The organism is Klebsiella sp. P1927 (genome assembly GCF_018204675.1).
In the GTDB taxonomy this organism is placed as follows: domain Bacteria; phylum Pseudomonadota; class Gammaproteobacteria; order Enterobacterales; family Enterobacteriaceae; genus Klebsiella; species Klebsiella pneumoniae.
This window is the reverse complement of the sequence record NZ_CP073380.1, coordinates 77287-100552: the sequence shown is the minus strand read 5'-3', so window position 1 is coordinate 100552 and position 23266 is coordinate 77287. Positions and strand designations below refer to the sequence as shown.

Here is a 23266-nt window from a genome sequence, read left to right as displayed (position 1 = left end):
CATGCCGATTTCAATGTTATTATTATGATTGTAAAGGAAAATTTTAAATTCTTTCACACTGAAATCACCAAGTTTTTCAACCTTTTCGTGACTCATAATTTCGCTACTGGCAGTTCAGACCAGCGAGTTGTATAGGCCGGTGAAAGCATCTCCCGTTTCATTTGCCACTCAGGTGCGATACCTCGTCCCGCAAACCATACTTTCCCCAGACCGGAATGGTTAATACCGTCCATGACTTTCATCAGCTGATTACTGTTGCTTCGGGGCTGAGTATCATCGAACAGGTTCAACTGCGAAACCCCGGTAGGAGTGAAATCATTGAGCATGCAACCCGCTTTTGCATATCGATGGCCATTCACCCAGATCCGATCCAGTGCTTTCACCGCTGCGGCTATGATGTCCCTGGTATCCTGCGTGGGAGTCATCAACTTCTCACTGGCCACATTCCCGTAATACGGTTCGTTCACCGCGAACGGTGACGTCTTCACAAATACAGCAATGTGCCTGCAGAACTGTCGCTCGCCGCGCAGTTTTTCAGCTGCACGCTCAGCATACTGACAAACTGCCTGGCGCATGGCTTCATACGTCGTGACACGCTCCCCAAAGGACCGGCTGCAGACAATCTGCTGTTTTGGCGGCGGCGCTTCTTCAAGCGAAATACAGCTTTCTCCGTTGAGTTCACGGACGGTTCTCTCCAGCACAACGCTGAAATTCTTCCTGATAAATACAGGGTTCGCGCGCGCCAGCTGCAGTGCCGTAGTGATGCCCATCGTATTAAGCGTTTTTGAGATCCTGCGACCTACTCCCCAGATTTCTTCCACCGGCTGTCGTGAGAGCAGTTTATCCGTTCGCTTTGGATTGCCTGAAGTCAGAGCAAGCACGCCCCCAAACTGCCGCCATTCCTTAGACGCCCATTGTGCGCTTTTAGCCAGCGTTTTGGTCGGCCCCATCCCGACGCCGATTGTCAGCCCCGTACCGGAGCGCACGTGCTCGCGCAGCTGCCGGCCGAAGTCCTCATAATTGATGCAGCTGTCTATACCGCGGATATCCAGAAACATCTCGTCGATGCTGTACTGCTCCACGCGCGGCGCCAGTTCTTCGAGATGAGACATAACTCTGTTCGACATAGACGCATAGAGCTCGTAATTGCACGAGAACGTGATGACCGGCTCCGGGAATTGTGCCGTCTTCAGCTGGAACCAGGGGACGCCCATTTTAATACCCAGCCGTTTCGCTTCGGCACTGCGCGCGATGACGCAGCCATCATTGTTACTGAGCACCACAACGGGCCTGTTACGCAGGTCCGGACGAAATACTTTCTCACAGCTGGCGTAGAAGCTGTTGACGTCAGCCAAAGCGAACATCAATTCGTACCCCGCGTCTTATGTATGAATGCCATCACCACGCCGAATATCTGCAGTTCTTCCGGATAAAGAGTGGGGTAGGCGGGATTCATCGGCAGCAGGGCGATACGGGGTTTAAGCTGCAGGCGCTTAACGGTGAATTCGCCATCTGTTTCCGCGATGACAATATCCCCCTGCATGGGTTTTTCAGCTTTGTCGACAACCATGAGATCGCCGGAGTGCAGGCCCATATCTTTCATCGAATCGCCAATGGCCCGGACAAAGTAGGTCGCGCTGGGGCGACGGATACAGTAGGCGTTCAGATCCAGTTCGTCTTCGGTATAGTCCGCGGCCGGTGACGGAAAACCAGCCGGACAGCGCTCTGTGAAAAGTGGTGCGGTGGACAGTGCTGGCTCTGATGCGGGAGTGACAAAAAGGATCATGGCATACCTCTTAAAATACCTGTTTTTACATACAGTGTTATTTAAGATATTTCCCGTCCTGCAAGGAGAATTTTTCCTGTTCCTGCCAGGTTATTGTTCTGGCAGATAAAACAGGCAGTGGGTTATCCACAGAAACGGTGCATAACCCTGTGAGTCGATGCCGGGTATCTCACCGTCTGCTAAGTCAGTGGCTCTATAAGTTCCCGGCCCTGGTTCCCGGGATTGCCAACAGCCCGGCTGACGGGGTGCCATGTGAAATCTTCGGCGGGAAGACTGCCCTCACGGGCAATGTCTTCCGCCTCTTTACCGGTTGTGTTTTCGCTGAGCCATTTACGTGCGGCATCCGGTGAGTACACGAGTGGTCGCCGGTCGTGAATGTCCAGCAGTTCCTCATCCGCAGCGGCCGTGACGATCAGGAATCCTTCCTGGTCATTGCCGTTCTCAAAAGGTGGTTTCCCGATGGCAGCGAGCAGGAGCGGATTTCCGTCCTTACGGTAAATGAAAAACGGCTGTTTCACGCCGTTTTGCTGTTTCCACTCAAACCAGCCGTCAGCAAAAACAATGGCCCGTCCGTGCTCCCAGAGTGGCCTGAACATCCGGCTGCCGGCCGCAGTTTCACTTCTGGCGTTGATGAGAGCGGGCTTGTTCCACCACTCCGGCGCATAACCCCAGTGAACAGGATCAAGATGCAGCTGCGAGCGGCGTTCACTCAGCAGTAATACACGGGTTCCGGGCGCAACGTTGTAGCGGCCGACGGGCTCCGGATCATACGGGATGTCCCGTTCTGCTTCTTCTCCGAGAAAGGCCAGGTACTCCTCGCGGGAGTTGTACTGCGTAAACCGACCGCACATTATCGTTTCTCCGGTGTAGATTTCGCATGCGAAATCTGTGTTTTCATCAGTTCAGAAAATAGGCCGTTTTTCAGGTTCCTGCCATCGTGTGGCCGCCGTGCCGCTACTGTAGCCGGGCCGCTTCGAATGCAAGGGTTCGCTCTGCCGGTGTCCTCACCCGGTCGCAGTTTATTTCAAAGGCTTTACCCGCTGTCTTCCCGTCGTTTTCCGTCTCAATTTTCGCCGTCAAACCGTCCAGCCAGCGTGGGCTTTTTCACTGCGCTGCGGCTTGCGGCACCGCCCCTGCATTCTCCACTTTTCGCCCGGCTGTCGTATCGGCACGGCGTAACTGGCGCCGCTTTGAGAAAGGAGAACTACTATGTCCCGATTTATCCAGGGTAATTGCGTCCATATCATGTCCGGCTTTCCGGATAATGCTGTCGATTTCATTCTCACCGACCCGCCATATCTCGTCGGTTTTCGTGACCGTCAGGGGCGTACCATCGCCGGCGATAAAACTGATGAATGGCTGCAACCCGCCTGCCATGAGATGTATCGCGTGCTGAAAAAAGACGCGCTGATGGTGAGCTTCTACGGCTGGAACCGCGTCGATCGCTTTATGGCCGCCTGGAAAAATGCGGGATTCAGCGTTGTCGGCCACCTGGTGTTTACCAAAACCTACACATCGAAGGCCGCATATGTGGGCTATCGCCACGAATGCGCCTACATCCTTGCAAAAGGCCGTCCGCCCCTGCCGCAAAACCCGTTGAATGACGTAATTGCGTGGAAATATTCAGGCAACCGGCACCACCCGACCGAAAAACCCGTAACCAGCCTGCAACCGTTGATTGAGTCCTTCACACATCCCGGCGCGATTGTGCTCGACCCCTTTGCCGGCAGTGGCTCCACCTGCGTGGCCGCCCTCCAGGCTGGCCGTCGTTACATCGGTATTGAATTGCTTGAGCAGTATCACCGGGCCGGACAGCAGCGTCTGGCCGCCGTCCGGCGCGCCATGCAGTACCCGGCCGCTAACGACGAGTTCCCGGAGGCCGCGTAATGAACTATGCAGGACACGAAAAACTCCGCGCAGAAGTGGCGGAAGTCGCCAACAGCATGTGTGACCTGCGGGCGACGCTGAACGGGATGGAGCACCGCTATCGCTTTGACTCTGATGTGCTGGCCGAACGCCTGACCCGTCAGACCCTTTTTCGCATCAATGCCCTGTTTATGGCGGCATACAACGAAATGCTTGAGCTGGATGCCTGCTTTAAGGACTAAGGAGAAAAACATGTACGGAACCTGTGAAACCCTCTGCCGCTTGTTGCGTGAGCAGTATCCCGCAGAAACCCCTTTGAACCTCATTGTCTGGTCCCCGGCGGATATCGAAGCACTGGCCGACGGAATGGAATATGCCGTTTCGGAGCAGGACACAAGGGCGGTACTGGCGCGTATGGACGCCATTCCGGAGGAACAACGGCTTGAGTCGGGCGTGTCTGCCGGTGCGGTGATGGATCTGATTGAACAGGTGAAAGAGGCCGTTCCGGCGGTGATGGTGCCGGCGGACCTGCTTGAAACCCTGCTGACCACTGCCGAACAGGCGTTATGGCACAGAGAATGGACCGCCCGTGACTGCAATCATCCGGTCCCGGAAAGCGTTACCCGTCGCCTGGCTGATGCGGCGAAAGTTCGCGCCTTACTGAAAAAATGAAATCAACACGCCGCCCGGGCGGCGTGTACTGACCCCGTTCAGAGGAACCCATTATGCAGGAAACCACCACGTTAAACGCCCTTGTTATGCGCCGTGCGCGCGATTTGATTGCTGATTATGGATGGCCTGACCATACCGATGTTGATCAGCGTGATCCGGTCAATAAACCGGGCTGGATAAGCATTTATGTCCGTCTGGATGCGGCAAATATTGTTCATCTGCTGCCTTTGCTTTGTACCGGTGACGTACCCGCAGATCTGCAAAGTGCCATGACAAAAATATCCGGGACGCCAGCGCAGATTATTTTATCCGGCAGCCGCTATGCCGACGCGCCGCAGCTTCCGGAGGACGGAACACAGATAGCTTTCCCCTGGGCCGGGGAATGGCTGACGGAGCCGGAGATTCAGGCTGTAACGGATTGCCTGTCCCGCGCCGTGCGGGATGTATCCCGGCAGGTATGGGAGGATGCGCGCCGGATAAAGGCGGCACTGAACACGCGCGGGGAAACGCTGTTTTATCGCCAGACCCGAAACTTCCGTCTGGTTGTGAAGGAAAATGATATGCCCTGCTGGCTGGACGATGATGACAATTTGCCGGTGGTGCTCGATGCCATCCTGAACAAAGGGGCACGCTACAGTAGCGTCGAGTTCTTTGTTATCAGCGACAAAGTGGATCAAATCCTGGCATGTGGCCAGATGTGCGATGTGCTGCGTATTCCGGGCGAGCCTCCGCGCCGGTGGATGGATTTAACCCTGTTACATGAGGTCATGGCAGAAGCGCGTGCAGAAATCAGTCTTGTCCGCAATGCCCTGTCAGCAATCCGGCCAGTTTAGCGAACAGCAGGGGGCGGCGGCCCCCTGAATCTGGCACGAAGGATAAGGATGTCGCCGGCTCCGCTTTTACGGCTCTTCCTCCACGTTGTTCCGGCTTCGCGTTGAGTAACGTCCCGTGCGGCCTGCGGCAAACGCCGTGCCTCTACTGTAGCCGGGCCGCGGCTGATGCAAGGGAAGCGTAAACGCCGTCACCTTCACCCGGTCGCAGTTTATTTCATACGTTATCCGCCGTCTTCCCGTCGTTTTCCGGCTCAGTTTTCGCCGTCAAACCGTCCAGCCTGCTCCTGCTTTTTTACTGCGCTGCGGCTTCGGTGACGCCCTTGCATCCTCCGCTTTTCGCCCGGCTGTCGTGTCGGCACGGCGTAAGCCGGAACTCAGACGACATCGACTAGGGAGGATTTTTTATGCGCACTACAACCACCACACCCGCTGTTTACGTGGGCACGTATCACAAATACAACTGCGGCAGCATTTTCGGCAAATGGTTTGATCTGACGGAATTTGACGGCAGGGAGGATTTTTACGAGGCCTGTCAGGCGCTGCATGCCGATGAATGGGATGCCGAGTTTATGTTTCAGGACTGGGAAGGTATCCCGTCGCAGTTCGTCTCTGAATGCTCCATTGACTGGGATTTTATCGCCGCTTACAAACGCGCCGAAGAAGAGGGCAGGGAAGCCGCTTTTATCGCCTGGGCGGAGTATACCGGCGAATGTGACTATGACGCGTTTGATGATGCGTACCGCGGCGAGGCGGAAAGCGAGGAAGACTATGCGCGGGAGATGGTGGAGGACAACGGCCTGTTAAATGAGGTGCCGGAGCCGTTGCGCAGCTATTTCGATTTTGAAGCCTGGGCGCGTGACCTGTTCAGCAGCGGTTATGTGTTCCATGACGGCTATGTCTTCAGCAACTGATTAATGTCCGGCGGGCAAACCCGCCGGTTAAGGAGAAAACGTATGAAACTTGCACCGGAAACCCGCGAGATCCTGCGACAGTACAAAGCCCTGATTAATGCCCGCCGACGTGATGCCGGTCAGCGGGAACTGACCACCGCGCAGGTGATGGATGAAATCTGCGAATACATGACCTGTCAGTGTGCCGTGTACATCGGCGGTCATTTCATCTTACAGGGTGGAAAAGGCCAGTAAGTATGATGGCAGGCGTCCGGGCCGGAGGGCGCCTGTCAGCCCGCGCGAAAAACCGGGCAGGCTGCGCCTGCCGGAGAGAAACTTCGCCGCGCCTGCGGCGCCGCGCACTCTCCTCTCCATTGTCAGTCGCTGTTGCCCGGGAATGTGCGTATTATCAGGGATATCTTCCTGTAAAGCAGACCGGTGATGCATATGTCGAAGTGGAATATCGCCTCTTTCTCAAAAGAAGATCAGGATAAGGTCTCGGTCGATAAAGTCGCCGCTGCCGTTGCCTGGCAGGAAAGGATGAACAGGCCCGTGGTGCCGGAGCTGGCTGAACGGGAACAGCCTGAACATCTTCGCCAGTATTTCCGTGAACGGCTTGACGTTCATCGGCAGAACAGTCAGCAGCTGCCGCGCGCAAATGCGCCCGAATATCATAAACCCGGAGATGAGCAGCAGAAGTGATTCTTATAGTCAGTGTGTCCAGGGAGGAAATTTTATGCGTATGTCTCTGATGTTTGCGGCCGTGACTCTTTTAACCGGTATTAACCTGTTGTTTATTCCGTTTCAGCCTGTACCGGCTCTATGGGGGGGAATCTTGGCCGTTGCTTTTATCCTGATTAATGTCGCGGCGGATAAACTGCGTCTCTGAGGTGGCGTTGCATGGATTATCGTTGCCGGCATCATCATAATGTTGATGCTGAAGGGGAAGGAACCGGGGGACGAATTAAGAGTGCTGATCACCGTTTTTGCTTTCCTGGCTTCGGCCTGGTATAGCGTTGTGCAGTACAGAAAAGAAAAGCATTTTCGCTCCTGATGTTCCCGGCTGGCATCAAGCTGGATGATCGTCAGCCATCATTTTAGCCGCATGTAATCCATTCTTATCCTCCCGTTTTCTGTTTTCTGCCCGTTCCCGTTTTCATTGCGGGCGTCCGGGCGGGCTGTCGTGAACGGAGCCGGTAAACCGTCTCCGCCCTTCGGGCTTCCATCCCATGACGCAACACCAGGGCTTGCAGCATCCTTATCAGGATGCGCCGCCTCTGTCGCGCCGTGGCCTGCGCTCCCTGCACCCCGGCGAAAATCAACGGCCGCCGGGCTGTAAGGGGCAACGCCGTTTCGCGCCCGCGCTTTCCGTCGTTGCGGCGGGTTCCTGCTCATTCCTTGCCTGGTTTTTTCACCCTTTTGAGTCCTTTCGCCGGGGCTGAGACAAGCACAGCCGCTGTCAGCTGTCCAGGGTAAATGGCACGCGGTAAACCGCGCCCCGGACATCCGCCATCGCCCGCGCTGGTTTACGCCCCTGCGGCGAACGGCTCTCAAACGGGTGAAGGTAACAACCAGCGTGGGCGTTCAGCAGGTCCCCGCAAAACGTCAAAACCGCGGCCCCGGCAACTCAACGGGTGATGGTTTTTTAAAAGCAAAACAGGTTCAGAAGGAGGGGCAACATGAGCGAGGCGCTGGCGGTTTTACCCGACGACACCTTTACCCGCGAACAGGCTGAGGTCGTTGCGGCGCAGTACACCAACGTGGCAATTGAGGACGATCAGGGTACACATTTTCGTCTGGTCGTTCGTCAGAACGGCGTAATGGTCTGGCGCGCGTGGAATTTTGAAGCGGATACCGGGAAATGGCTCAACCGTTACATCGAACGTTACGGTATTCGTAAACAGCAGTAAATAAGAAGGTGCCCTGCCGGAGCGGTAACTCCGCAGGGCCGGACAATCATCAATCAGTGAGGTATCAACTATGTCAGTAACCGATGTTAAAGCAAAAGCACCCAAAAAAGCGAGCAGCAAAAAAATTACGAAGGCACAGGAGGCTGCCCTGAAGATCGCCCTTGAGGCCGCTGCGGTCGAGTACGTTCCGCTGTCCGATCTCGTTAAATCCCCGCTGAACGTGCGCTCCATCCCCTATTCCGTGGACAGCGTTCGCGGTCTGGCCGACTCCATCGAGACGCTCGGACTGCTGCAGAACCTTATTGTTCACACCCTCGCGGACGGACAATCCGGCGTGGCCGCAGGTGGCCGCCGATTAACTGCCCTGCAACTGCTGGCGCAGGAAGGGCGTCTCGCTGCTGACCATACCGTTATGGTGAAGCGTGTTTCCGACGACATTGCCGCCCTTGCCTCCGTCGCCGAGAACGAGCAGCGCGCCGCCATGCATCCCGCCGAGCAGATTGCAGGTTTCCGTACGCTGGCAGGGCAGGGCAAAACCCCCGCGCAGACTGGCGACGCGCTCGGCTTCGGCTCCCGTCACGTGCAGCGCATGCTGAAGCTGGCAAACCTCGCCCCCTCCCTGATGGAGAAGCTTGCACAGGACGAACTGACCGTTGAGCAGTGTCAGGCGCTCTGTCTCGAGGACGATCCTGCCCGTCAGGTCGAGGTATTCGAAAACGTGAAGGCCAGCTAGTCAAACGCGCCCGCACACCTGATTAAACGCGCTATTACCGAAACCGAGATGCGCACCGACAACGCCAAATTTCGTTTTATCGGGCGCGATGCCTACGAGGCGGCAGGGGGTTACGTCCGTGAAGATCTGTTCAGCCAGGACGAGGGCGACGGTACGGCTGACAGCGTGCTGGTTGAGCGTCTGGTGCAGGAAAAGCTGGAGCGTATCGCGCAGGACATTCAGCAGCGGGAGGGCTGGGCATGGAGTCGCGGACGCGCAGCCCGCATCTGGTACCACGGCGAAGACGGTAAGGAGTTCGTGCAGCCTGCTGAACCCGATCCGGTGTACACCCCTGAGCAGCAGCAGCGTCTTGGTGCGCTGCGGGAGCAGTACGATACATATGACAGCGTTTGCGACGAGTCAGATGCGATCGAAGCGGACATCCTCGCCATTCAGGCGGCGGCAGAAGCCAGCGCGTGGACTGACGACATGAAGTCAGGCGCGGGAGTGATGGTCAGCCTGTACGAAGGGCAGGTGTACGTGCAGCGCGGTGTGCGCCTGAAAGCGGATATGCCTGAAGAAACCGTAACCAGCAGCGTAACGGTGCCATTCACCTCACACCAGCCCGACGCCGCAGAGGGGATCAGTGTTCCGCTGCTCACGAAAATGACCTCCGAACGTACGCTGGCAGTCCAGGCGGCGCTGATGCAGCAGCCCGAAAAGGCGGTGGCGCTGATGGTCTGGCGCATGTGTACCTGCGTCTTCTCGGGCTGCCTGACCACGACGCATCCGTTCCGTATCAGCCTCACTGTATCTCACGGCAGCCTGACGGAGAACGCCCCGTCCGGTAAGGATGGCGCAGCGTTTAACATCCTGATGACCGAACGGGCAAGGCTGAAAGCCCTGCTGCCGGAAGGGTGGGAGAAGGACTTCACCACCTTCTTTGCCCTTGACGGCGGGGTGTTGATGTCGCTGATGGCCTTCTGCACGGCCTGTTCCGTTGACGGGGTGCAGACCCGCGATATGGGGCACACCTCGCGCAGTACCCTCGATGCGGTCGAGGCGGCAATCGGCTTCCACCTGCGCGACTGGTGGCAGCCGACGAAGGACAACTACTTCGGCAGCCTGAAACATCCGCAGATTGTCGCCTCCCTGAAAGAGGCGGGGCTGACGGGCGCGGCGGGTGACGCGGAGAAGATGAAGAAGGGCGATGCTGCAGCGCATGCGGAGCACTTTATGCAGCACACCCGCTGGGTTCCGGCATGGCTCAAAGGACCGGAGTCAGCGGGTGAATCCGGTGCAGACGACGCGGCTTCAGATACCGACAGCCCTGACAACGACACCACCAACACGGCACACGCCGCCTGATAACGGAGCGCCGCCCTGCGGGGCGGCGATAAGGAGATACCCATGCGCACTATTCTGACCCCCGATGTACTGAAAACGATGTCCTGTGATGAGTTTGAGGACTGGCGGGACAGCGGCGAAGACTTCCGCCGCGAACTGACCCACGCCGTCATGCGTGACCTGTCCTGCCCTGAAAACTGGGATGTGAACGGCGAGTACCGCAGCGAGTTCGGCGGCTTCTTCCCCGTACAGATACGCTTTACCCCCTCGCACGGCAATTACCATATTGCGGTGTGCAGTCCTGGTGCCATCAGTCCGGCGTGGATGGTGGTGTTCGTGCCCGCCAGCGGTCGCCCGTTCTCCGTCATTCGTACCCTGAGCGGCTACCAGCCGGAGCTTGTCAGCCACACCGTCAGCCTGACGGCGCGTCTCGATGCGGACGGATACAGTCAGGCCAGCATCATCAGTATTCTGGCAGCGGAGGGCGCGGCATGATACCTGCAAACCTGTCACTGGTTCCCTTCAGCCCTGAGCGACGCGCCGCGATGGAGGCCATCGCGGAGGTTGAACGCCGGCGGTCGCGCGGCGCGGTGTCCACGATGTATCCGTATGCCAGCGCCTTTTTCCGGCGGCTCACGGGCAGCACGCGCATCACTATCAGGGAAATCCATCATTTTGCGCCGGTGCTGACGGCGCGGGAGCTGCGGGGCAGCAGGGACAGCTGGCTCAGTGCCATCGATGCGCTGATTGAAAGTCGCGGGACGCGTTGCTGGCTGCCGCTTCCCGTTGGTGCGGGTCAGCGCCTCTTTCCGGAGGTGGCCTTTCAGCAGACCGAGCGGGTTCGCTGTCAGGACGCCCTGCGGGATGAAAAATACACCCGACAGCGTCACAAAGAACGGTGCCAGCGTGAGCAGGCGTACCAGGCGCTGGCGGGGCAGGCGGAGATTGAGCTGGCATTCCATACGCCTGAAACGGTCAGCAGCTGGAGCGCACGCTGGTCGGGGACTGAACTGCGCCAGTACGACCTGGAAGAGATGTTCTGGCGCTGGAGCGAGCGTTTCCCGTCACTGGAGCCAATGGAGCGCTGGACGATGGAGAGTCAGCCTTTCTGGACGGTGATGGCTGAAACGAATGCGCTGGCAAGGGAAAGTCCGGGATCTGTCCGGCAGCTGGAGCGCTGGATGGTACCCAACAAGCTGACAGCGCGGAGTCAGGTATGAAGTGGCGTTACTCGCTGCGCTGGAAGCGTCCCGGTCCCTGTCCCGGTGAACCTGAACTGGCGTCAGAAGTGGTGGAGGCCGGGAAGCCAGCCCCTGAGTCCGTGATGTCACTGTGGGTGGCAGGAGCCGGATATGCTGTCTGCGTTGATTTTCTGTATGAACGGCCGATCAGGCGCTGGAGCGATGAGCGAAAGGCGGCCACGCGGCGACGGAATCTGGCGCGTCGTGTTAACAGGATCGCGCCCCTGTTTGCAGATGAACTCATTGAGCGGGAACTGACGGTGCGACCGGATTATTTTCGGGGAAAGTCGCCTCACTGAGTCTGATATCATATCCTGCCAGAATACGGTCGGCAGGGTGCTTAAAAGGGATAATTTAGAGATGAGATACTGGATACTGGTCGCGCTGTTAAATGGCCTGTTTACGCTGGTCATACATTACGCGGCGCCGGAGATGTTGGGAGGCACGGCGTACTATGCCGGGGTGGCAATCTGTGCCCTGATTGCGCTGGTTATCACCTGGCGCGATCCGCCAGGTATGCTGGACAACGTGCTCTTGTTTCTCCTTAAGTGGGGAATTGTGGCTTCAGGTCTGGCGTTTTTTATCTGGGGTATCGGATACAAGCTGGAATTCTGGGGAGATCATAACCCCGATGAAATTGGCGGTGCTGAGCGGTGTTCTGCTTCTGGTCAGTGGCTGGGTGTACTGGAGGCGAAGGTAACAAACTATACGCCAGCGTGAGGCAGGAAAGTAAAAAGAGCGGTTATGCCTGCGGTATAACTGCTCTTTTATATGGTCCTCACGCTTTGTAATTTCCTGCTGTGAATCACCTCTGAAGAACGAACGCTGCGAATTATGGTGGCAGTTGTCTGTATCATCTTTTCAAATTTGCCTGCTGTCTGACGGGGTCACTGGCCATGACTGCGGGCGACCTCCCTGACGGGAACCGGGGCTGTCGTAAACGGAGCCGGTAAACCGTCTCCGCCCTGACGGGCTTCCATCCCACTGTCGCAACGTCAACACCGGCTCGCAGTGACCGTTCCGGTCACGCCGCTTTCACCATGCCGGCGATAAAGCCGCCGGCACTCAGGTGACGCCACGTCGTTCCGCCGTGTCGGGTGTGTTCATCCTCTCCCCGTACCTCTGGCGAGCCCTCTCCCGTTAAGTCCCCGGGCGGAGGGCTTGTCGTAGCACCGTCGTGTCGTCATCCGAAGGGTGAAATGCACTCCGCCAAAACTTTTTGCGAGGGACCGCAAAAACTTTAGTCTCCGCCCTTCTCCTGCCGCCCCGCCGTTGCTCCTTTGCCCTTTGCCGCCAGGGAACTCACCGAGAGATGGATAAACCACCAGACAGGAGGAAAAGCAGGATGAACACACAGAACGTCAACGTCAAAACCGCCACCAAAGAATCTTCCGAAAGATGGGTGAAAACCTCGTCCCTGCGTACTGATGGCTTTGTGCGCAATATCCATTCCCGTAACCCGTTCGATGTTATTCGCGCGGACGTGGTGCTGGCCCGTATGGAAATACAGGCTAACCGGGGATGTGGCCTGCACTACGAGATTTATGAGTCCCGTCTGCTGGGTATGGCTATGCATTACCTGGCAGAACTGCCACTGAAAGACCGTCCGGCGTTTATGGGGGCGGCAGCGAAACGGGGTTACATGCTGACGACTGCGGAAGAAGAACGTGCCGATGGTGAATGTGCTGACCTGATGATCGAGCTGGCGGCGGATTACTGATTACTTAACCGGCTGGCGGCAGGGGATGCCGCCAGTCACACCGGAGAAACATTATGAGCAACGGCACTGTTGCAAATAGTCGGTGGTGATAAACTTATCATCCCCTTTTGCTGATGGAGCTGCACATGAACCCATTCAAAGGCCGGCATTTTCAGCGTGACATCATTCTGTGGGCCGTACGCTGGTACTGCAAATACGGCATCAGTTACCGTGAGCTGCAGGAGATGCTGGCTGAACGCGGAGTGAATGTCGATCACTCCACGATTTACCGCTGGGTTCAGCGTTATGCGCCTGAAATGGAAAAACGGCTGCGCTGGTACTGGCGTAACCCTTCCGATCTTTGCCCGTGGCACATGGATGAAACCTACGTGAAGGTCAATGGCCGCTGGGCGTATCTGTACCGGGCCGTCGACAGCCGGGGCCGCACTGTCGATTTTTATCTCTCCTCCCGTCGTAACAGCAAAGCTGCATACCGGTTTCTGGGTAAAATCCTCAACAACGTGAAGAAGTGGCAGATCCCGCGATTCATCAACACGGATAAAGCGCCCGCCTATGGTCGCGCGCTTGCTCTGCTCAAACGCGAAGGCCGGTGCCCGTCTGACGTTGAACACCGACAGATTAAGTACCGGAACAACGTGATTGAATGCGATCATGGCAAACTGAAACGGATAATCGGCGCCACGCTGGGATTTAAATCCATGAAGACGGCTTACGCCACCATCAAAGGTATTGAGGTGATGCGTGCACTACGCAAAGGCCAGGCCTCAGCATTTTATTATGGTGATCCACTGGGCGAAATGCGCCTGGTAAGCAGAGTTTTTGAAATGTAAGGCCTTTGAATAAGACAAAAGGCTGCCTCATCGCTAACTTTGCAACAGTGCCAATTACAGATTACGGTTAAAATATAAAAAAAAGCCACCAATCCTGCCGGATACGGTGGCTTAAATACAGAATTAATTAATTTATTTCAGTATGTTATCACACATCAGCTGAAGTGTATTGATAAACCTTGCTGCATGAAAACCATCACAGACTGCATGATGAACCTGTACAGAAACAGGTAATAGTACGCGGTCACCTTCCTGCTGAAACTTTGCCATTGTAAAAACCGGGGAAAAATAATCATCATTTCCGGTGATATTCAGATTAAATCCGTCAAAACTCACCCAGGGTAACGATGATATATTCAGGTGATTCTCCGGTAAATTTCCCTGCGGAAACAACCTGGTATCATGCTGATATTCTGCTGTTACCGCGTTATAACCCGCCATAAACTCACTGAGATCCGGAAAATAACGGCAGGACAGTGCGGAGAATGTTTCGGTTTCTTTATGAAAGACAGTAAAGACCGGGTCTGACTGTTCCCAGTAAATCAGTTCATTATCTTTCATTGCCATCCGGAACTCCGGAAACTGATTAACAGCCCGGGAGATCAGGTAAATCATCAGCGGATAAAACTTATAACCGGTTTTCGCCAGTGCAGTACGCAAAGCGGTAATATCGAGTTTGGTGGTCAGGCTGAATCCGCATTTAATCTGCTGACGATAAAGGGCAAAATGTTCCCTGCGATTCCAGGTATTCAGGTCAATCCGGGTAAAATTCATGGTTATTCCTTCTGATTAATAGTGAAAAATATTAATAATCAGAAGGCAGTCTGGTTGTCTCAATGGGTAACATTCCGTCCTCCGTAAGCTGTCTGGTATTCAGTAATAATACCCGATACGGGCTTAATCTGTATTAAGCCCGGTTTTATTTATTCCGGCCACTCATCCGCAAATACATAGCGGATCAGTTCTGCGGATTCACGGGGCGGTGCTCTCAGCACATCCGCCATTAAATCAATTTCCATCTGACAGGTTTGCAGCTTGTCTTCCGCCAGCACATACGGATCATCCGTCAGGAAACTATCGCCGTATTTATCCACCGACCCCTGTATTTGTGCCGAAAATAATGACTGAATTTCATCAGCGGAATAATGCGCAACCGGAGCCCCTTCACCGGCTGAATTCACCAGATCCAGCAACGCTCTGTTACCGATAATAAAGTCACGGTACCCGGCGGAAGCCTTTTTCATATCCGGCGGGCCAGACACTTCCGGATGCAGCACACGAAAGCAGAAGTCACCGGAGGTATCCTGCGCCAGTGCTTTCTGCAAAAATTCCAGCCGCATTTTCCCGTAATTAATCACCGCGTCATCCCCCGCGAGATAAAGCAGTTTTTTAATATTTTCGGTGGCCCACTGTTGCAGGCGCATATAGTACTCTAAACAGGGCACTGTTGCAAATAGTCGGTGGTGATAAACTTATCATCCCCTTTTGCTGATGGAGCTGCACATGAACCCATTCAAAGGCCGGCATTTTCAGCGTGACATCATTCTGTGGGCCGTACGCTGGTACTGCAAATACGGCATCAGTTACCGTGAGCTGCAGGAGATGCTGGCTGAACGCGGAGTGAATGTCGATCACTCCACGATTTACCGCTGGGTTCAGCGTTATGCGCCTGAAATGGAAAAACGGCTGCGCTGGTACTGGCGTAACCCTTCCGATCTTTGCCCGTGGCACATGGATGAAACCTACGTGAAGGTCAATGGCCGCTGGGCGTATCTGTACCGGGCCGTCGACAGCCGGGGCCGCACTGTCGATTTTTATCTCTCCTCCCGTCGTAACAGCAAAGCTGCATACCGGTTTCTGGGTAAAATCCTCAACAACGTGAAGAAGTGGCAGATCCCGCGATTCATCAACACGGATAAAGCGCCCGCCTATGGTCGCGCGCTTGCTCTGCTCAAACGCGAAGGCCGGTGCCCGTCTGACGTTGAACACCGACAGATTAAGTACCGGAACAACGTGATTGAATGCGATCATGGCAAACTGAAACGGATAATCGGCGCCACGCTGGGATTTAAATCCATGAAGACGGCTTACGCCACCATCAAAGGTATTGAGGTGATGCGTGCACTACGCAAAGGCCAGGCCTCAGCATTTTATTATGGTGATCCACTGGGCGAAATGCGCCTGGTAAGCAGAGTTTTTGAAATGTAAGGCCTTTGAATAAGACAAAAGGCTGCCTCATCGCTAACTTTGCAACAGTGCCGCGCGACGAGCAGCAGCACCAGGAGCAGAAGCACGTCGAGAAAAAGCAACAGCAGATCGAGCAGCGCCCACGGCGGGCCGCTCGCATCGGATAAGTCGAAAAATCCGGCTAAAGTGGCCGAGCTGCACATCAGGCCGCGCGGTTTTCCTCCCTGATCGCCGGCGCGGTTTCTTCCTCCCTGAACCGCATGCAGACTTGCCGCCTCGGACACCCCGAGGCGGTTTTTTTTCGCCTCGCTCGAGCATCGCCGCATCCGACGATGCCGAGACGACCAGGCCGCGCACGTCGAGCTGCAGCATCGCCATTGCCGACGATGGCACCAGGTCGCCGGCGGTGGCCACCGACCTCGAGCTCGCATCGCCACATCCGACGATGCGCGCCGGCGTCGACCATCGCCAGGTCTGACGATGGCGGCCGCCCTGCCCTGGATCTCGCATCGCCATTTCTGGCGATGAGATCCACGGAGCGGCCATTTAGACCCGCCAATAACGACCCGGCCAAGATAAATCGCATGACGGCCTTTTTGGCCGGGGGTAGCATGACCGGACACTTTGCGTATGCCCAAAGGAGCCCGCAAGTATGCGCAGGACGAAGCCAGTAGCCGCGCCGATGGTGGCGCGGGTCTATCTGCGCGTCAGCACCGACGCGCAGGACTTGGAACGCCAAGAGGCGATCACTACGGCCGCGAAGGCCGCCGGCTACTACGTCGCCGGCATCTACCGTGAGAAGGCATCCGGCGCACGCGCCGACCGGCCTGAGCTGCTGCGCATGATCGGCGACCTACAGCCCGGCGAGGTGGTCATTGCCGAGAAGATCGACCGCATCAGCCGCCTACCTTTGCCCGAGGCCGAGCGCCTGGTGGCCTCGATACAGGCCAAAGGCGCAAGCCTGGCCGTCCCTGGCGTGGTCGATCTATCCGACCTGGCGGCCGAGGCCCAGGGCGTCGCCAAGATCGTGCTGGAAGCCGTGCAGATCATGCTTTTTCGCCTGGCCTTGCAGATGGCCCGCGACGACTACGAGGACAGGCGCGAACGCCAGCGCCAAGGCATTGAGTTGGCCCGCCAGGCCGGGCGGTACAAGGGCCGCCGTGCTGATCCGAAGCGCCGCGCCCAAGTTGTCGCGCTGCGCAAGTCCGGCTACAGCATCAACAAGACCGCCGAGCTGGCCGGGTACAGTGCGGCCCAGGTGAAACGGATATGGGCCGAGGTCAGCCAGGCCGAAGCGAAGCAGCACGGCGCGTTCGTGGAGGACGCATTGACGGAAGCCGATGCCCTGGCCGCTGTCGGCCAGGATGAGCGCCAGGAGGAAAGGGCATGAAGAAGCCGAACCAAGACGACGAGCCGTTTTTCATCACCGAGGAGATTGCGGCCGAAATGATCGCCGGCGGCTATGAGTTCGAGCTGCCGCCCATTCCTTGCACCATCCGCCTACGCGACGTGCTGGAGCGCATGACCGATGCTGAGCTAGCATTGCAGCCGGGCGAGATCGCCGACCAGGAGCGTGAACGCTGCCGGCGCAAGCCGTGTTCAACCTCATGATCTGGTCATGGTATTTTTCATGGCACTGAGCCTGATAGTTCTTGCAAATTGTTGTCACTAAAGGGTTTTGTGTGCTTGTTTACAATCGAGTGGGTATCGGAGACGAAGAAGGACAAGGTACATGCTGACCGATACCAAGCTGCGCAATCTCAAGCCCAGGGACAAACTCTACAAAGTGAATGACCGGGAAGGTCTCTATGTGGGGGTCGCCTCAGAAAACGGAATCTATGGTCACTCCCGTTTTTGCAACACCGATTTTGACGACAAGTTGGCTTGCTTGAATCTATCCGGCGTCTGAATGGGATTTTATTCCCGCGCCTCGATGAGTTCCGCGCCTGATGAACCTCCAGAAAATATACGGCTTCAATGAGCCTTTCCGTTTTACAGGTTCCTCAACAGGCCGGTGGGCCGTTAGTATCATCAATATCAGTATTCGCAAAACCAGATGAATGATTGTTTAAACTGGTGTATTTCTGCCTTTATGCTTCGTAAGTTTGCTGTCGCGCCGTCAGTGCCCAGGCTATTCTGGCCAGCTTGTTTGCCAGAGCACAGGTGACGACAAAGTTGCTTTTCCGACACAACAACTCCCTGACCCAGTCGGCCAACTTGCCAGACTGGTGTTCCAGTTTTTGTATGAATACCCTGGCACACTGAACCAACAAAGTTCGGATCTTTTTGTTGCCCCGCTTGCTAATCCCTAACAATGTCGTCCGACCTCCCGTGCTGTACTGTCGGGGTACCAGCCCTGTTGCCGCCGCAAAGTCACGGCTGCTGGCGTACTGCTTCCCGTCGCCAATCTCAGTTGAAATAGTACTGGCAGTCAGCGTTCCAACGCAGGGAATACTCAGCAAGCGCTGTCCAACCTCATCTTCGTCCAACTTTCGTTTCAACTGAGATTCCAGATCTTTAATCTGCTCAACAAGATAGTGATAATGCTGTTGTAATTTCAGCAGTAACTGGCTGAGATAAAGAGGCAAACTACTGTCCTCAAGAAGGGTACTCAGTCGACTAATAACGGCAGCACCTCGCGGAACGCTGATACCAAATTCCAGCAGAAAAGCATGCATCTGATTAGTTGTTTTCACCTTATCCTGAACCAGGGATTCACGGACACGATGCAGAGCTCGCATTGCCTGCTGAGATTCGGTTCTGGGCTGCACGAAACGCATAGATGGACGTGATTCTTAAGCTACGGAATGCTTTTAACGAATGGGCGGACAAATTGCGGTGATATCAGCTTTGGAAAAGGCTGTCACAGAACTGAATTTTCAGTCACCGGAAACCGTCTGCACCTGGTACACCCGGTGGAGCGACGAGTTTGACGCGGCAGAGCTTGCAGCACCGTTCTGGCGCTGGCAGTCGCGATTCACATCGCTGAAGGAACTGGACTGGCTTCGCATCAGCGGTGAGCCGCTGTATGCAGTGATGTACGAAATTCCGTTAATTGTCCGGGAAACACCTGAGCATATTCGTGTTGCTGAACGCTGGCAGGTGCCAAATAAGCTGGCTGATCGGAGTGGTGTATGAAGTGGCGCTATTCTCTGCGCTGGAAACTGCCGCACAGGCCCTGCCCGGGTCCACGGGAACTGATTTCCGTTGTCGTGGAGGCTGGGCAGGCGGCACCTGAAGAGGTGATGTCACGCTGGGTGGCTGGCTCAGGTTACGCTGTATGCGTGGATTTTCACGGCCAGAAACAGATCCAACGCTGGAGCGATGAACGGAAAGCTGCGGTGAGAAGGCGCAACATGCAGGCTCGTATTCATCGTGTTGCCCCTTTGTTTGCCGACGAGTTAATCGAGCGTGAACTGGCTGCGCGTCCGGAGTATTTCAATGGCAAGTCCGCCCGATGAATAAGTACAATGCTGTCTGACAACTCAGATGGCCAAATACAAGGAAAGCAGAACTATGAGGTACTGGTTGCTCGTTATCTTAATGAACGTGCTGTTCTGGTTGATCGTGAAGCATGTTGCTCCGGAATGGTATGGTTCCCCTTGTTATTATGCAGGCCAGATTATCTGCACACTAATAGCTGCGGTCATCACATGGCGTGATCCGCCTGACTGGTTAGATGGAATCCTGCTCGGCGTTATAGAATTCGGCGTTCTGATTGCCGGGATTATATTCTTTGTCTGGGGCATCGGGTACAAGCTGGCATTCTGGGGGCAACATGATCCTAATACCATATATGCAAGTGCAAACGATGTGATTTTGCCTAATCTTGCGCTGGGCACGGGCGTCTTGATTGCGGGATGGGTATACATTAGATATTTAAAGCGCTAAGCAGCATAAAGCGTGGATATACCTGGTAAGAAATAGCACCGTCCCGGTATAATCGACGTGGCGCTTGAGGCTTTTTGCCTCATGACGTGAAGGTGGTTTGTTACCGTGTTGTGTGGCAAAAAGCAGAAAGCCCCGTAGTTAATTTTCATTAACCCACGAGGCCACCTGTATGCCTAGACAACATCAGGATAGCCTCTTAGATGCCGCAAGGCAAGGAGATGTATGGGTCCACCACATATTGCAATTTTTACTCTCACGTAAAATATAGTCCACTGGCGTCATCAGTTCGAGTGATTTATGTGGCCTTTTGCTGTTATACAGCACCAGATATTCAGCCATTCTTTGATTAAACAAATTCAGGTCCTCAAAAAGCAACAATTCATTGAATTCAATAAATTGTTCTCTAAGTGTCCGGTTAAATCGCTCACAGGTCGCATTCATTTTCGGTGTGTACGGATAGGTCCAGATGTGTTTAATCGAGGCTTCCTGTAGCGTTTTATCAAAGTTACCGAGGAACTCCTTACCGTTGTCAGTGACAACTTGTCTGATAGCGACAGGAAAGAGCTTTGTGGCCTTGCTGAAGAAATGGCTGGTAATATCGCTGTTGAGTGAAGGGACCGCCAGGGCCAGCGCATAGTCGCTGTGCTCGTCGATCATGGTAATGATATAGCGGCGTAGGTCCCCCATCCTGAGTTCAATCGCGTCCATCCCTATGAGTTCGCCTGTTTTTACCGGGCGGTATTGTTTTGGTCTTCTGGGCTTCACTGAGCGTTTTTTTATCAACCGGGCTTTGCCCCTGGCGCTGAGGCGTACGGGGATCATCCGCATTTTATCGTGAGCACCAGCAATGATTCTTCCAATGGTTGACGTGCTGGGACAGGTAAAATGCCGCGCTTCACACCATGGTTTCAGCCTGACAAAAATCTGCTCTTTGCCGAGATTGGGTAACTCAGTTCTCAGACGCCTGATCTCCTTGAGTACATCAGGATGCCAGTGCCTTGAACGGCGAACCAGAGGGGCTTTGCTTCTTGGAATTAGTGCTTCTGGACCACCGGTGCGCAGTAACCGGCGCCACCAGTAGAGTGTTCGCGTTGATACGTCAAAAGCATCAGCTGCGGCACGGATCCAGTGCTTATCCCAGAAGTTCAGAGCCTTCATTCTTAACATCGCAATCTCGGGCATAAGAGAGTGTTTCATCGCATAAGCAGTTGCTCGGTAATACCCAAAATAGCCGACACCGATATGCTGCATCAACATCTGGCAATCCCTCCTTTAGTGTTCTGAGGCACTTGCAATATCTGTGTGAACTTACACAGGAGAAGAAGGCCATGAAACTGCCGCGAAACACTCTGCTCGGGTGCGTATTAATAGTGTGCCTCACACTGCTGATATTCACTTACCTCACCCGGAAATCACTTTGTGAAATCCGGTACAGGGACACGAACAGGGAGGTGGCGGCTTTTCTGGCTTACGAATCCGCTAAGTAGCTAACCCCGGCGGGGGGAAGCCCCCGCCATTCAGGGGAGATGATGTCTGACAAGCCTGAAGCGCCTTTATGAAGGGGTTACCGTTCACCGGTAGCCCCTTTTTCCTGCTTACAGGAAAAAAAGCCCGCACGACAGGCGGGCAAAAATCTTTCATCTACCTACAACACAGATTCAATGAATCGCAAGTCACATTAACATCCTTCATTCACCGTAACACCCTGTCATCAGTCTGAAAAAAAAGTGATTGATTGTGAACATTTGGGTTCTGGTGATAAGTTCTCTCTGTAGCGTAGCCCTCTTTACGGAGGGGTGGAAACAGCAACGGCAGAGTTAAAAGACCACGAGTCAGTGAGGCTGTCCAAAGGCTCCCCGGGGAAACCCGGCGCTACATCAGGTTGCATAGCACTTAACCCGCCCGCCTGCCGGGTTTTCCTTCCGGAAAAGTGCTGCTATAACTTATTCGTGCAATGCGCGGTATCCGCTTTCCTGGTAAATCAGTCGCCCGGTCTGCCAGGTGATACTGCAGTTCATTCCTTATATGATACAGTGATGTTCGCCTGCTTTTTAAGCAGGCTTTTTTTGTTGATTATGTATGACATCTGTCATACAGTTGATTGCGTAATGAACAGAAATTGTTCCACTTAACTCAGTGAGGCGAAGCGCAGTCGCGGGTGAGCCAAAGGAGAGCCAGCATGAACTTCACGATAAAATCCCGTAAAACCGGCGAAATTTTCAGTTTTTACGCACCCGACAGTGGTGGTTATGTTCACCTGGAGTCCCCGGGGCACCCTGGTAACACCGGCGCCCAGATTTGCCGTGGTGGAGGGTTTATGGGGAGTACGCTTTCCTGTGGCGCTTCTGAGGACGATCTGGCCAGTGTTGCCCGTAAATGGTACCGACAGTTCGTGAGGGAGCGGCGCAAATTCTTAATTATGTCGGGCCAGTATTCTGAGGATAACCAGTGAAAAAAGAGATCTCCCGCAACCCCTCTTTCACACCTTCGCCTAAGCTGCGAGCACATCTGAACTCCCACAGGGAAGGGGTGACTGAACGGCTGAATAATATCTTTGATCGCTATGCGCATCTGGTTCGCGCCTGTGCCCTTCCTCTCGATGACGACGAAACACAGGTTCTGCTTAATGTTCTGAATGGCTCCGTTGTGGAACCCGCCTTTATTGAATATCTGGCTCAGGAAATTCGGGACTCGGATGATTATCTGGAAGGGATACCCGCAGCTAAATCACTGTACGAAAAGTGTCAGTCAGCGACCTATCCGCAATTGCTGGCCACCGTCGAACGGCTCGATCGCTGAAGAAGGTAAATCCGATGAGTGACGTACTTTCCTGCAGACAACTTACGGCTAATCTTAAGATGATTGCCGGGGCGATTGGCTGCCTCAACAGGAACGATGTTGCACAAATTATCAGCCTGGGCGGTGTTCCATGTTCAAAAAGCCGGGCCGACTCGATAATCCGCAGTGCCGGGGCGGAAAAAAATGCATCCGGTAATTCTCATCTTCGCGGAGCCAGAATAAAACGATCCGCAGATGTCACACCGGAAGAATTCAATGCGTTTTGTGCAGGGCTGAAAACATTTCTTGTCTCGTTTGAAACGAATAATGTGAGTGAAAACAATGATAAGTAAGCTCCTGACCTGTCTGTGCTCCGGACAAATGCAGTTTCAGGAATTAATAAATCCCTATATATGGCAGCGTTAATTTTGTGACGCGGATTATTACATCCAGCCCGCTTATTGAGCTGTAGATATTGATTTATGTTGATTGTTCTCGATTCGTCCATTGGATCAGCCCGTTATTTCTCTGCGGGCTTTTGTTCTTATATTCCTCCGTTCCTTCCTGTGATGGCTTTATTTCCTGCTGTGTCCCTTTTTAAAA

At 54.8% G+C, this 23266-nt stretch carries 30 protein-coding genes and 6 pseudogenes; 28 read left to right on the top strand and 8 right to left on the bottom strand.

The genetic code is table 11. The annotated features are described in order from the left end of the window. Nucleotides 1-92 precede the first annotated feature (92 nt). From KB892_RS30620 to KB892_RS30610, 3 genes are all read right to left on the bottom strand, one after another. Entirely contained in the window at nt 93-1364 is a 1272-nt protein-coding gene (locus KB892_RS30620; RefSeq protein WP_015493081.1) for a Y-family DNA polymerase, read from the bottom strand. Next, nucleotides 1364-1786 carry a translesion error-prone DNA polymerase V autoproteolytic subunit gene (gene umuD, locus KB892_RS30615; RefSeq protein WP_015493080.1) on the bottom strand — a complete coding sequence of 141 codons (423 nt, stop codon included), beginning with the start codon at nt 1784-1786 and terminating at the stop codon, nt 1364-1366. Before umuD ends, KB892_RS30620 begins: the two co-directional genes overlap by 1 nt. Nucleotides 1787-1965: 179 nt before the next feature. After that, on the bottom strand, nt 1966-2637 hold the full coding sequence (locus KB892_RS30610) for an SOS response-associated peptidase family protein (protein ID WP_015493079.1): 672 nt from the start codon (nt 2635-2637) through the stop codon (nt 1966-1968). Nucleotides 2638-2995: 358 nt separating this feature from the next. On the opposite strand from KB892_RS30610, the gene KB892_RS30605 reads away from it, so the two are divergent. The 8 genes and pseudogenes from KB892_RS30605 (at nt 2996) to KB892_RS30570 (ending at nt 7101) form a co-directional block, all read left to right on the top strand. After that, nucleotides 2996-3673: a DNA methylase gene (locus KB892_RS30605; protein WP_002211749.1), complete on the top strand. Its 678-nt coding sequence runs from the start codon at nt 2996-2998 to the stop codon at nt 3671-3673. Further along, a complete protein-coding gene (locus KB892_RS30600; RefSeq protein WP_015493077.1) occupies nt 3673-3894 on the top strand; it encodes a hypothetical protein in 222 nt (73 codons plus the stop codon). Before KB892_RS30605 ends, KB892_RS30600 begins: the two co-directional genes overlap by 1 nt. 10 nt (nt 3895-3904) lie before the next feature. Further along, nucleotides 3905-4324: a DUF1380 family protein gene (locus KB892_RS30595; protein ID WP_015493076.1), complete on the top strand. Its 420-nt coding sequence runs from the start codon at nt 3905-3907 to the stop codon at nt 4322-4324. Nucleotides 4325-4377: 53 nt separating this feature from the next. Further along, the gene (locus KB892_RS30590) at nt 4378-5157 is read left to right on the top strand and encodes a hypothetical protein (protein WP_015493075.1); all 780 of its coding nucleotides are present in this window, start codon (nt 4378-4380) and stop codon (nt 5155-5157) included. A 404-nt stretch (nt 5158-5561) separates the two neighbouring features. Beyond that, a complete protein-coding gene (locus KB892_RS30585; protein WP_015493074.1) occupies nt 5562-6068 on the top strand; it encodes an antirestriction protein ArdA in 507 nt (168 codons plus the stop codon). 42 nt (nt 6069-6110) lie between these two features. Further along, nucleotides 6111-6302: a hypothetical protein gene (locus KB892_RS30580; protein ID WP_015493073.1), complete on the top strand. Its 192-nt coding sequence runs from the start codon at nt 6111-6113 to the stop codon at nt 6300-6302. A gap of 192 nt (nt 6303-6494) precedes the next feature. Next, a complete protein-coding gene (locus KB892_RS30575; protein WP_015493072.1) occupies nt 6495-6749 on the top strand; it encodes a DNA polymerase III subunit theta in 255 nt (84 codons plus the stop codon). Between the two features lie 34 nt (nt 6750-6783). Further along, nucleotides 6784-7101 (top strand): annotated as a pseudogene (locus KB892_RS30570) (hypothetical protein). Nucleotides 7102-7218: 117 nt separating this feature from the next. Here the strand turns inward: KB892_RS30570 and KB892_RS31775 are convergent. Beyond that, nucleotides 7219-7442, bottom strand: a pseudogene (locus KB892_RS31775) (hypothetical protein); the annotation flags it as partial. 284 nt (nt 7443-7726) lie between these two features. Between KB892_RS31775 and KB892_RS30565 the strand changes: the two are divergent. The 8 genes and pseudogenes from KB892_RS30565 to KB892_RS30530 all read left to right on the top strand — a co-directional run bounded on the left by KB892_RS30565 (nt 7727) and on the right by KB892_RS30530 (nt 13807). Further along, nucleotides 7727-7957: a DUF905 domain-containing protein gene (locus tag KB892_RS30565; protein ID WP_015493071.1), complete on the top strand. Its 231-nt coding sequence runs from the start codon at nt 7727-7729 to the stop codon at nt 7955-7957. A gap of 70 nt (nt 7958-8027) precedes the next feature. Next, nucleotides 8028-10037, top strand: a pseudogene (locus KB892_RS30560) (ParB/RepB/Spo0J family partition protein). A 42-nt stretch (nt 10038-10079) separates the two neighbouring features. Beyond that, nucleotides 10080-10511: a conjugation system SOS inhibitor PsiB gene (psiB, locus tag KB892_RS30555; RefSeq protein WP_008324186.1), complete on the top strand. Its 432-nt coding sequence runs from the start codon at nt 10080-10082 to the stop codon at nt 10509-10511. Next, complete coding sequence (locus tag KB892_RS30550; RefSeq protein ID WP_008324185.1) at nt 10508-11236, top strand: plasmid SOS inhibition protein A; 729 nt, start codon at nt 10508-10510, stop codon at nt 11234-11236. Before psiB ends, KB892_RS30550 begins: the two co-directional genes overlap by 4 nt. Then, complete coding sequence (locus tag KB892_RS30545) at nt 11233-11556, top strand: hypothetical protein (protein ID WP_008324183.1); 324 nt, start codon at nt 11233-11235, stop codon at nt 11554-11556. The genes KB892_RS30550 and KB892_RS30545 overlap by 4 nt, the downstream gene beginning before the upstream one ends. A gap of 61 nt (nt 11557-11617) precedes the next feature. Further along, a complete protein-coding gene (locus tag KB892_RS30540; protein WP_015493069.1) occupies nt 11618-11977 on the top strand; it encodes a hypothetical protein in 360 nt (119 codons plus the stop codon). Between the two features lie 625 nt (nt 11978-12602). Beyond that, the gene (locus tag KB892_RS30535; protein ID WP_008324180.1) at nt 12603-12977 is read left to right on the top strand and encodes a hypothetical protein; all 375 of its coding nucleotides are present in this window, start codon (nt 12603-12605) and stop codon (nt 12975-12977) included. A 125-nt stretch (nt 12978-13102) separates the two neighbouring features. Further along, nucleotides 13103-13807, top strand: a complete 705-nt coding sequence (locus tag KB892_RS30530; protein ID WP_001067855.1) for an IS6-like element IS26 family transposase — start codon at nt 13103-13105, stop codon at nt 13805-13807. Nucleotides 13808-13939: 132 nt separating this feature from the next. Here the strand turns inward: KB892_RS30530 and KB892_RS30525 are convergent, their stop codons facing one another. After that, complete coding sequence (locus tag KB892_RS30525) at nt 13940-14581, bottom strand: type A-2 chloramphenicol O-acetyltransferase CatII (protein WP_001011939.1); 642 nt, start codon at nt 14579-14581, stop codon at nt 13940-13942. Nucleotides 14582-14730: 149 nt separating this feature from the next. After that, complete coding sequence (locus KB892_RS30520; RefSeq protein WP_001239317.1) at nt 14731-15231, bottom strand: hypothetical protein; 501 nt, start codon at nt 15229-15231, stop codon at nt 14731-14733. A 79-nt stretch (nt 15232-15310) separates the two neighbouring features. On the opposite strand from KB892_RS30520, the gene KB892_RS30515 reads away from it, so the two are divergent. From KB892_RS30515 to KB892_RS31375, 5 genes and pseudogenes are all read left to right on the top strand, one after another. Beyond that, nucleotides 15311-16015 (top strand): IS6-like element IS26 family transposase, encoded by a 705-nt coding sequence (locus tag KB892_RS30515; protein ID WP_001067855.1) that lies wholly within the window; start codon nt 15311-15313, stop codon nt 16013-16015. A gap of 5 nt (nt 16016-16020) precedes the next feature. Then, the gene (locus KB892_RS30510; RefSeq protein ID WP_001044210.1) at nt 16021-16161 is read left to right on the top strand and encodes a hypothetical protein; all 141 of its coding nucleotides are present in this window, start codon (nt 16021-16023) and stop codon (nt 16159-16161) included. A gap of 485 nt (nt 16162-16646) precedes the next feature. Then, nucleotides 16647-17384: a recombinase family protein gene (locus tag KB892_RS30505; RefSeq protein WP_001446887.1), complete on the top strand. Its 738-nt coding sequence runs from the start codon at nt 16647-16649 to the stop codon at nt 17382-17384. Beyond that, entirely contained in the window at nt 17381-17605 is a 225-nt protein-coding gene (locus tag KB892_RS30500) for a hypothetical protein (protein ID WP_000743213.1), read from the top strand. The genes KB892_RS30505 and KB892_RS30500 overlap by 4 nt, the downstream gene beginning before the upstream one ends. A gap of 121 nt (nt 17606-17726) precedes the next feature. Further along, nucleotides 17727-17831: pseudogene (locus KB892_RS31375) on the top strand (Arm DNA-binding domain-containing protein); the annotation flags it as partial. Nucleotides 17832-18084: 253 nt separating this feature from the next. Here KB892_RS31375 and KB892_RS30490 read toward each other — a convergent pair. Further along, nucleotides 18085-18845 (bottom strand): annotated as a pseudogene (locus KB892_RS30490) (IS110 family transposase); the annotation flags it as partial. On the opposite strand from KB892_RS30490, the pseudogene KB892_RS30485 reads away from it, so the two are divergent. From KB892_RS30485 to KB892_RS30475, 3 genes and pseudogenes are all read left to right on the top strand, one after another. Further along, nucleotides 18845-19132 (top strand): annotated as a pseudogene (locus tag KB892_RS30485) (plasmid SOS inhibition protein A); the annotation flags it as partial. The pseudogenes KB892_RS30490 and KB892_RS30485 sit on opposite strands and share 1 nt — an antisense overlap. Continuing rightward, nucleotides 19129-19455: a hypothetical protein gene (locus tag KB892_RS30480; RefSeq protein WP_013023807.1), complete on the top strand. Its 327-nt coding sequence runs from the start codon at nt 19129-19131 to the stop codon at nt 19453-19455. The pseudogene KB892_RS30485 and the gene KB892_RS30480, both read left to right, overlap by 4 nt. 55 nt (nt 19456-19510) lie before the next feature. Beyond that, entirely contained in the window at nt 19511-19885 is a 375-nt protein-coding gene (locus KB892_RS30475; protein ID WP_014343510.1) for a hypothetical protein, read from the top strand. A gap of 183 nt (nt 19886-20068) precedes the next feature. Here the strand turns inward: KB892_RS30475 and KB892_RS30470 are convergent, their stop codons facing one another. Next, nucleotides 20069-21142, bottom strand: a complete 1074-nt coding sequence (locus KB892_RS30470; protein ID WP_211778031.1) for an IS481-like element ISKpn28 family transposase — start codon at nt 21140-21142, stop codon at nt 20069-20071. A 110-nt stretch (nt 21143-21252) separates the two neighbouring features. Here KB892_RS30470 and KB892_RS30465 point away from each other — a divergent pair, with 110 nt between their 5' ends. From KB892_RS30465 to KB892_RS30450, 4 genes are all read left to right on the top strand, one after another. Continuing rightward, nucleotides 21253-21372: a type I toxin-antitoxin system Hok family toxin gene (locus KB892_RS30465; RefSeq protein ID WP_159376494.1), complete on the top strand. Its 120-nt coding sequence runs from the start codon at nt 21253-21255 to the stop codon at nt 21370-21372. 692 nt (nt 21373-22064) lie between these two features. After that, nucleotides 22065-22337, top strand: a complete 273-nt coding sequence (locus KB892_RS30460) for a hypothetical protein (protein WP_040245921.1) — start codon at nt 22065-22067, stop codon at nt 22335-22337. Continuing rightward, nucleotides 22334-22684: a hypothetical protein gene (locus KB892_RS30455; RefSeq protein WP_040245917.1), complete on the top strand. Its 351-nt coding sequence runs from the start codon at nt 22334-22336 to the stop codon at nt 22682-22684. The genes KB892_RS30460 and KB892_RS30455 overlap by 4 nt, the downstream gene beginning before the upstream one ends. Before the next feature lie 14 nt (nt 22685-22698). Continuing rightward, nucleotides 22699-23016: a hypothetical protein gene (locus KB892_RS30450; RefSeq protein WP_014343505.1), complete on the top strand. Its 318-nt coding sequence runs from the start codon at nt 22699-22701 to the stop codon at nt 23014-23016. The last annotated feature ends 250 nt before the right edge of the window (nt 23017-23266 follow it).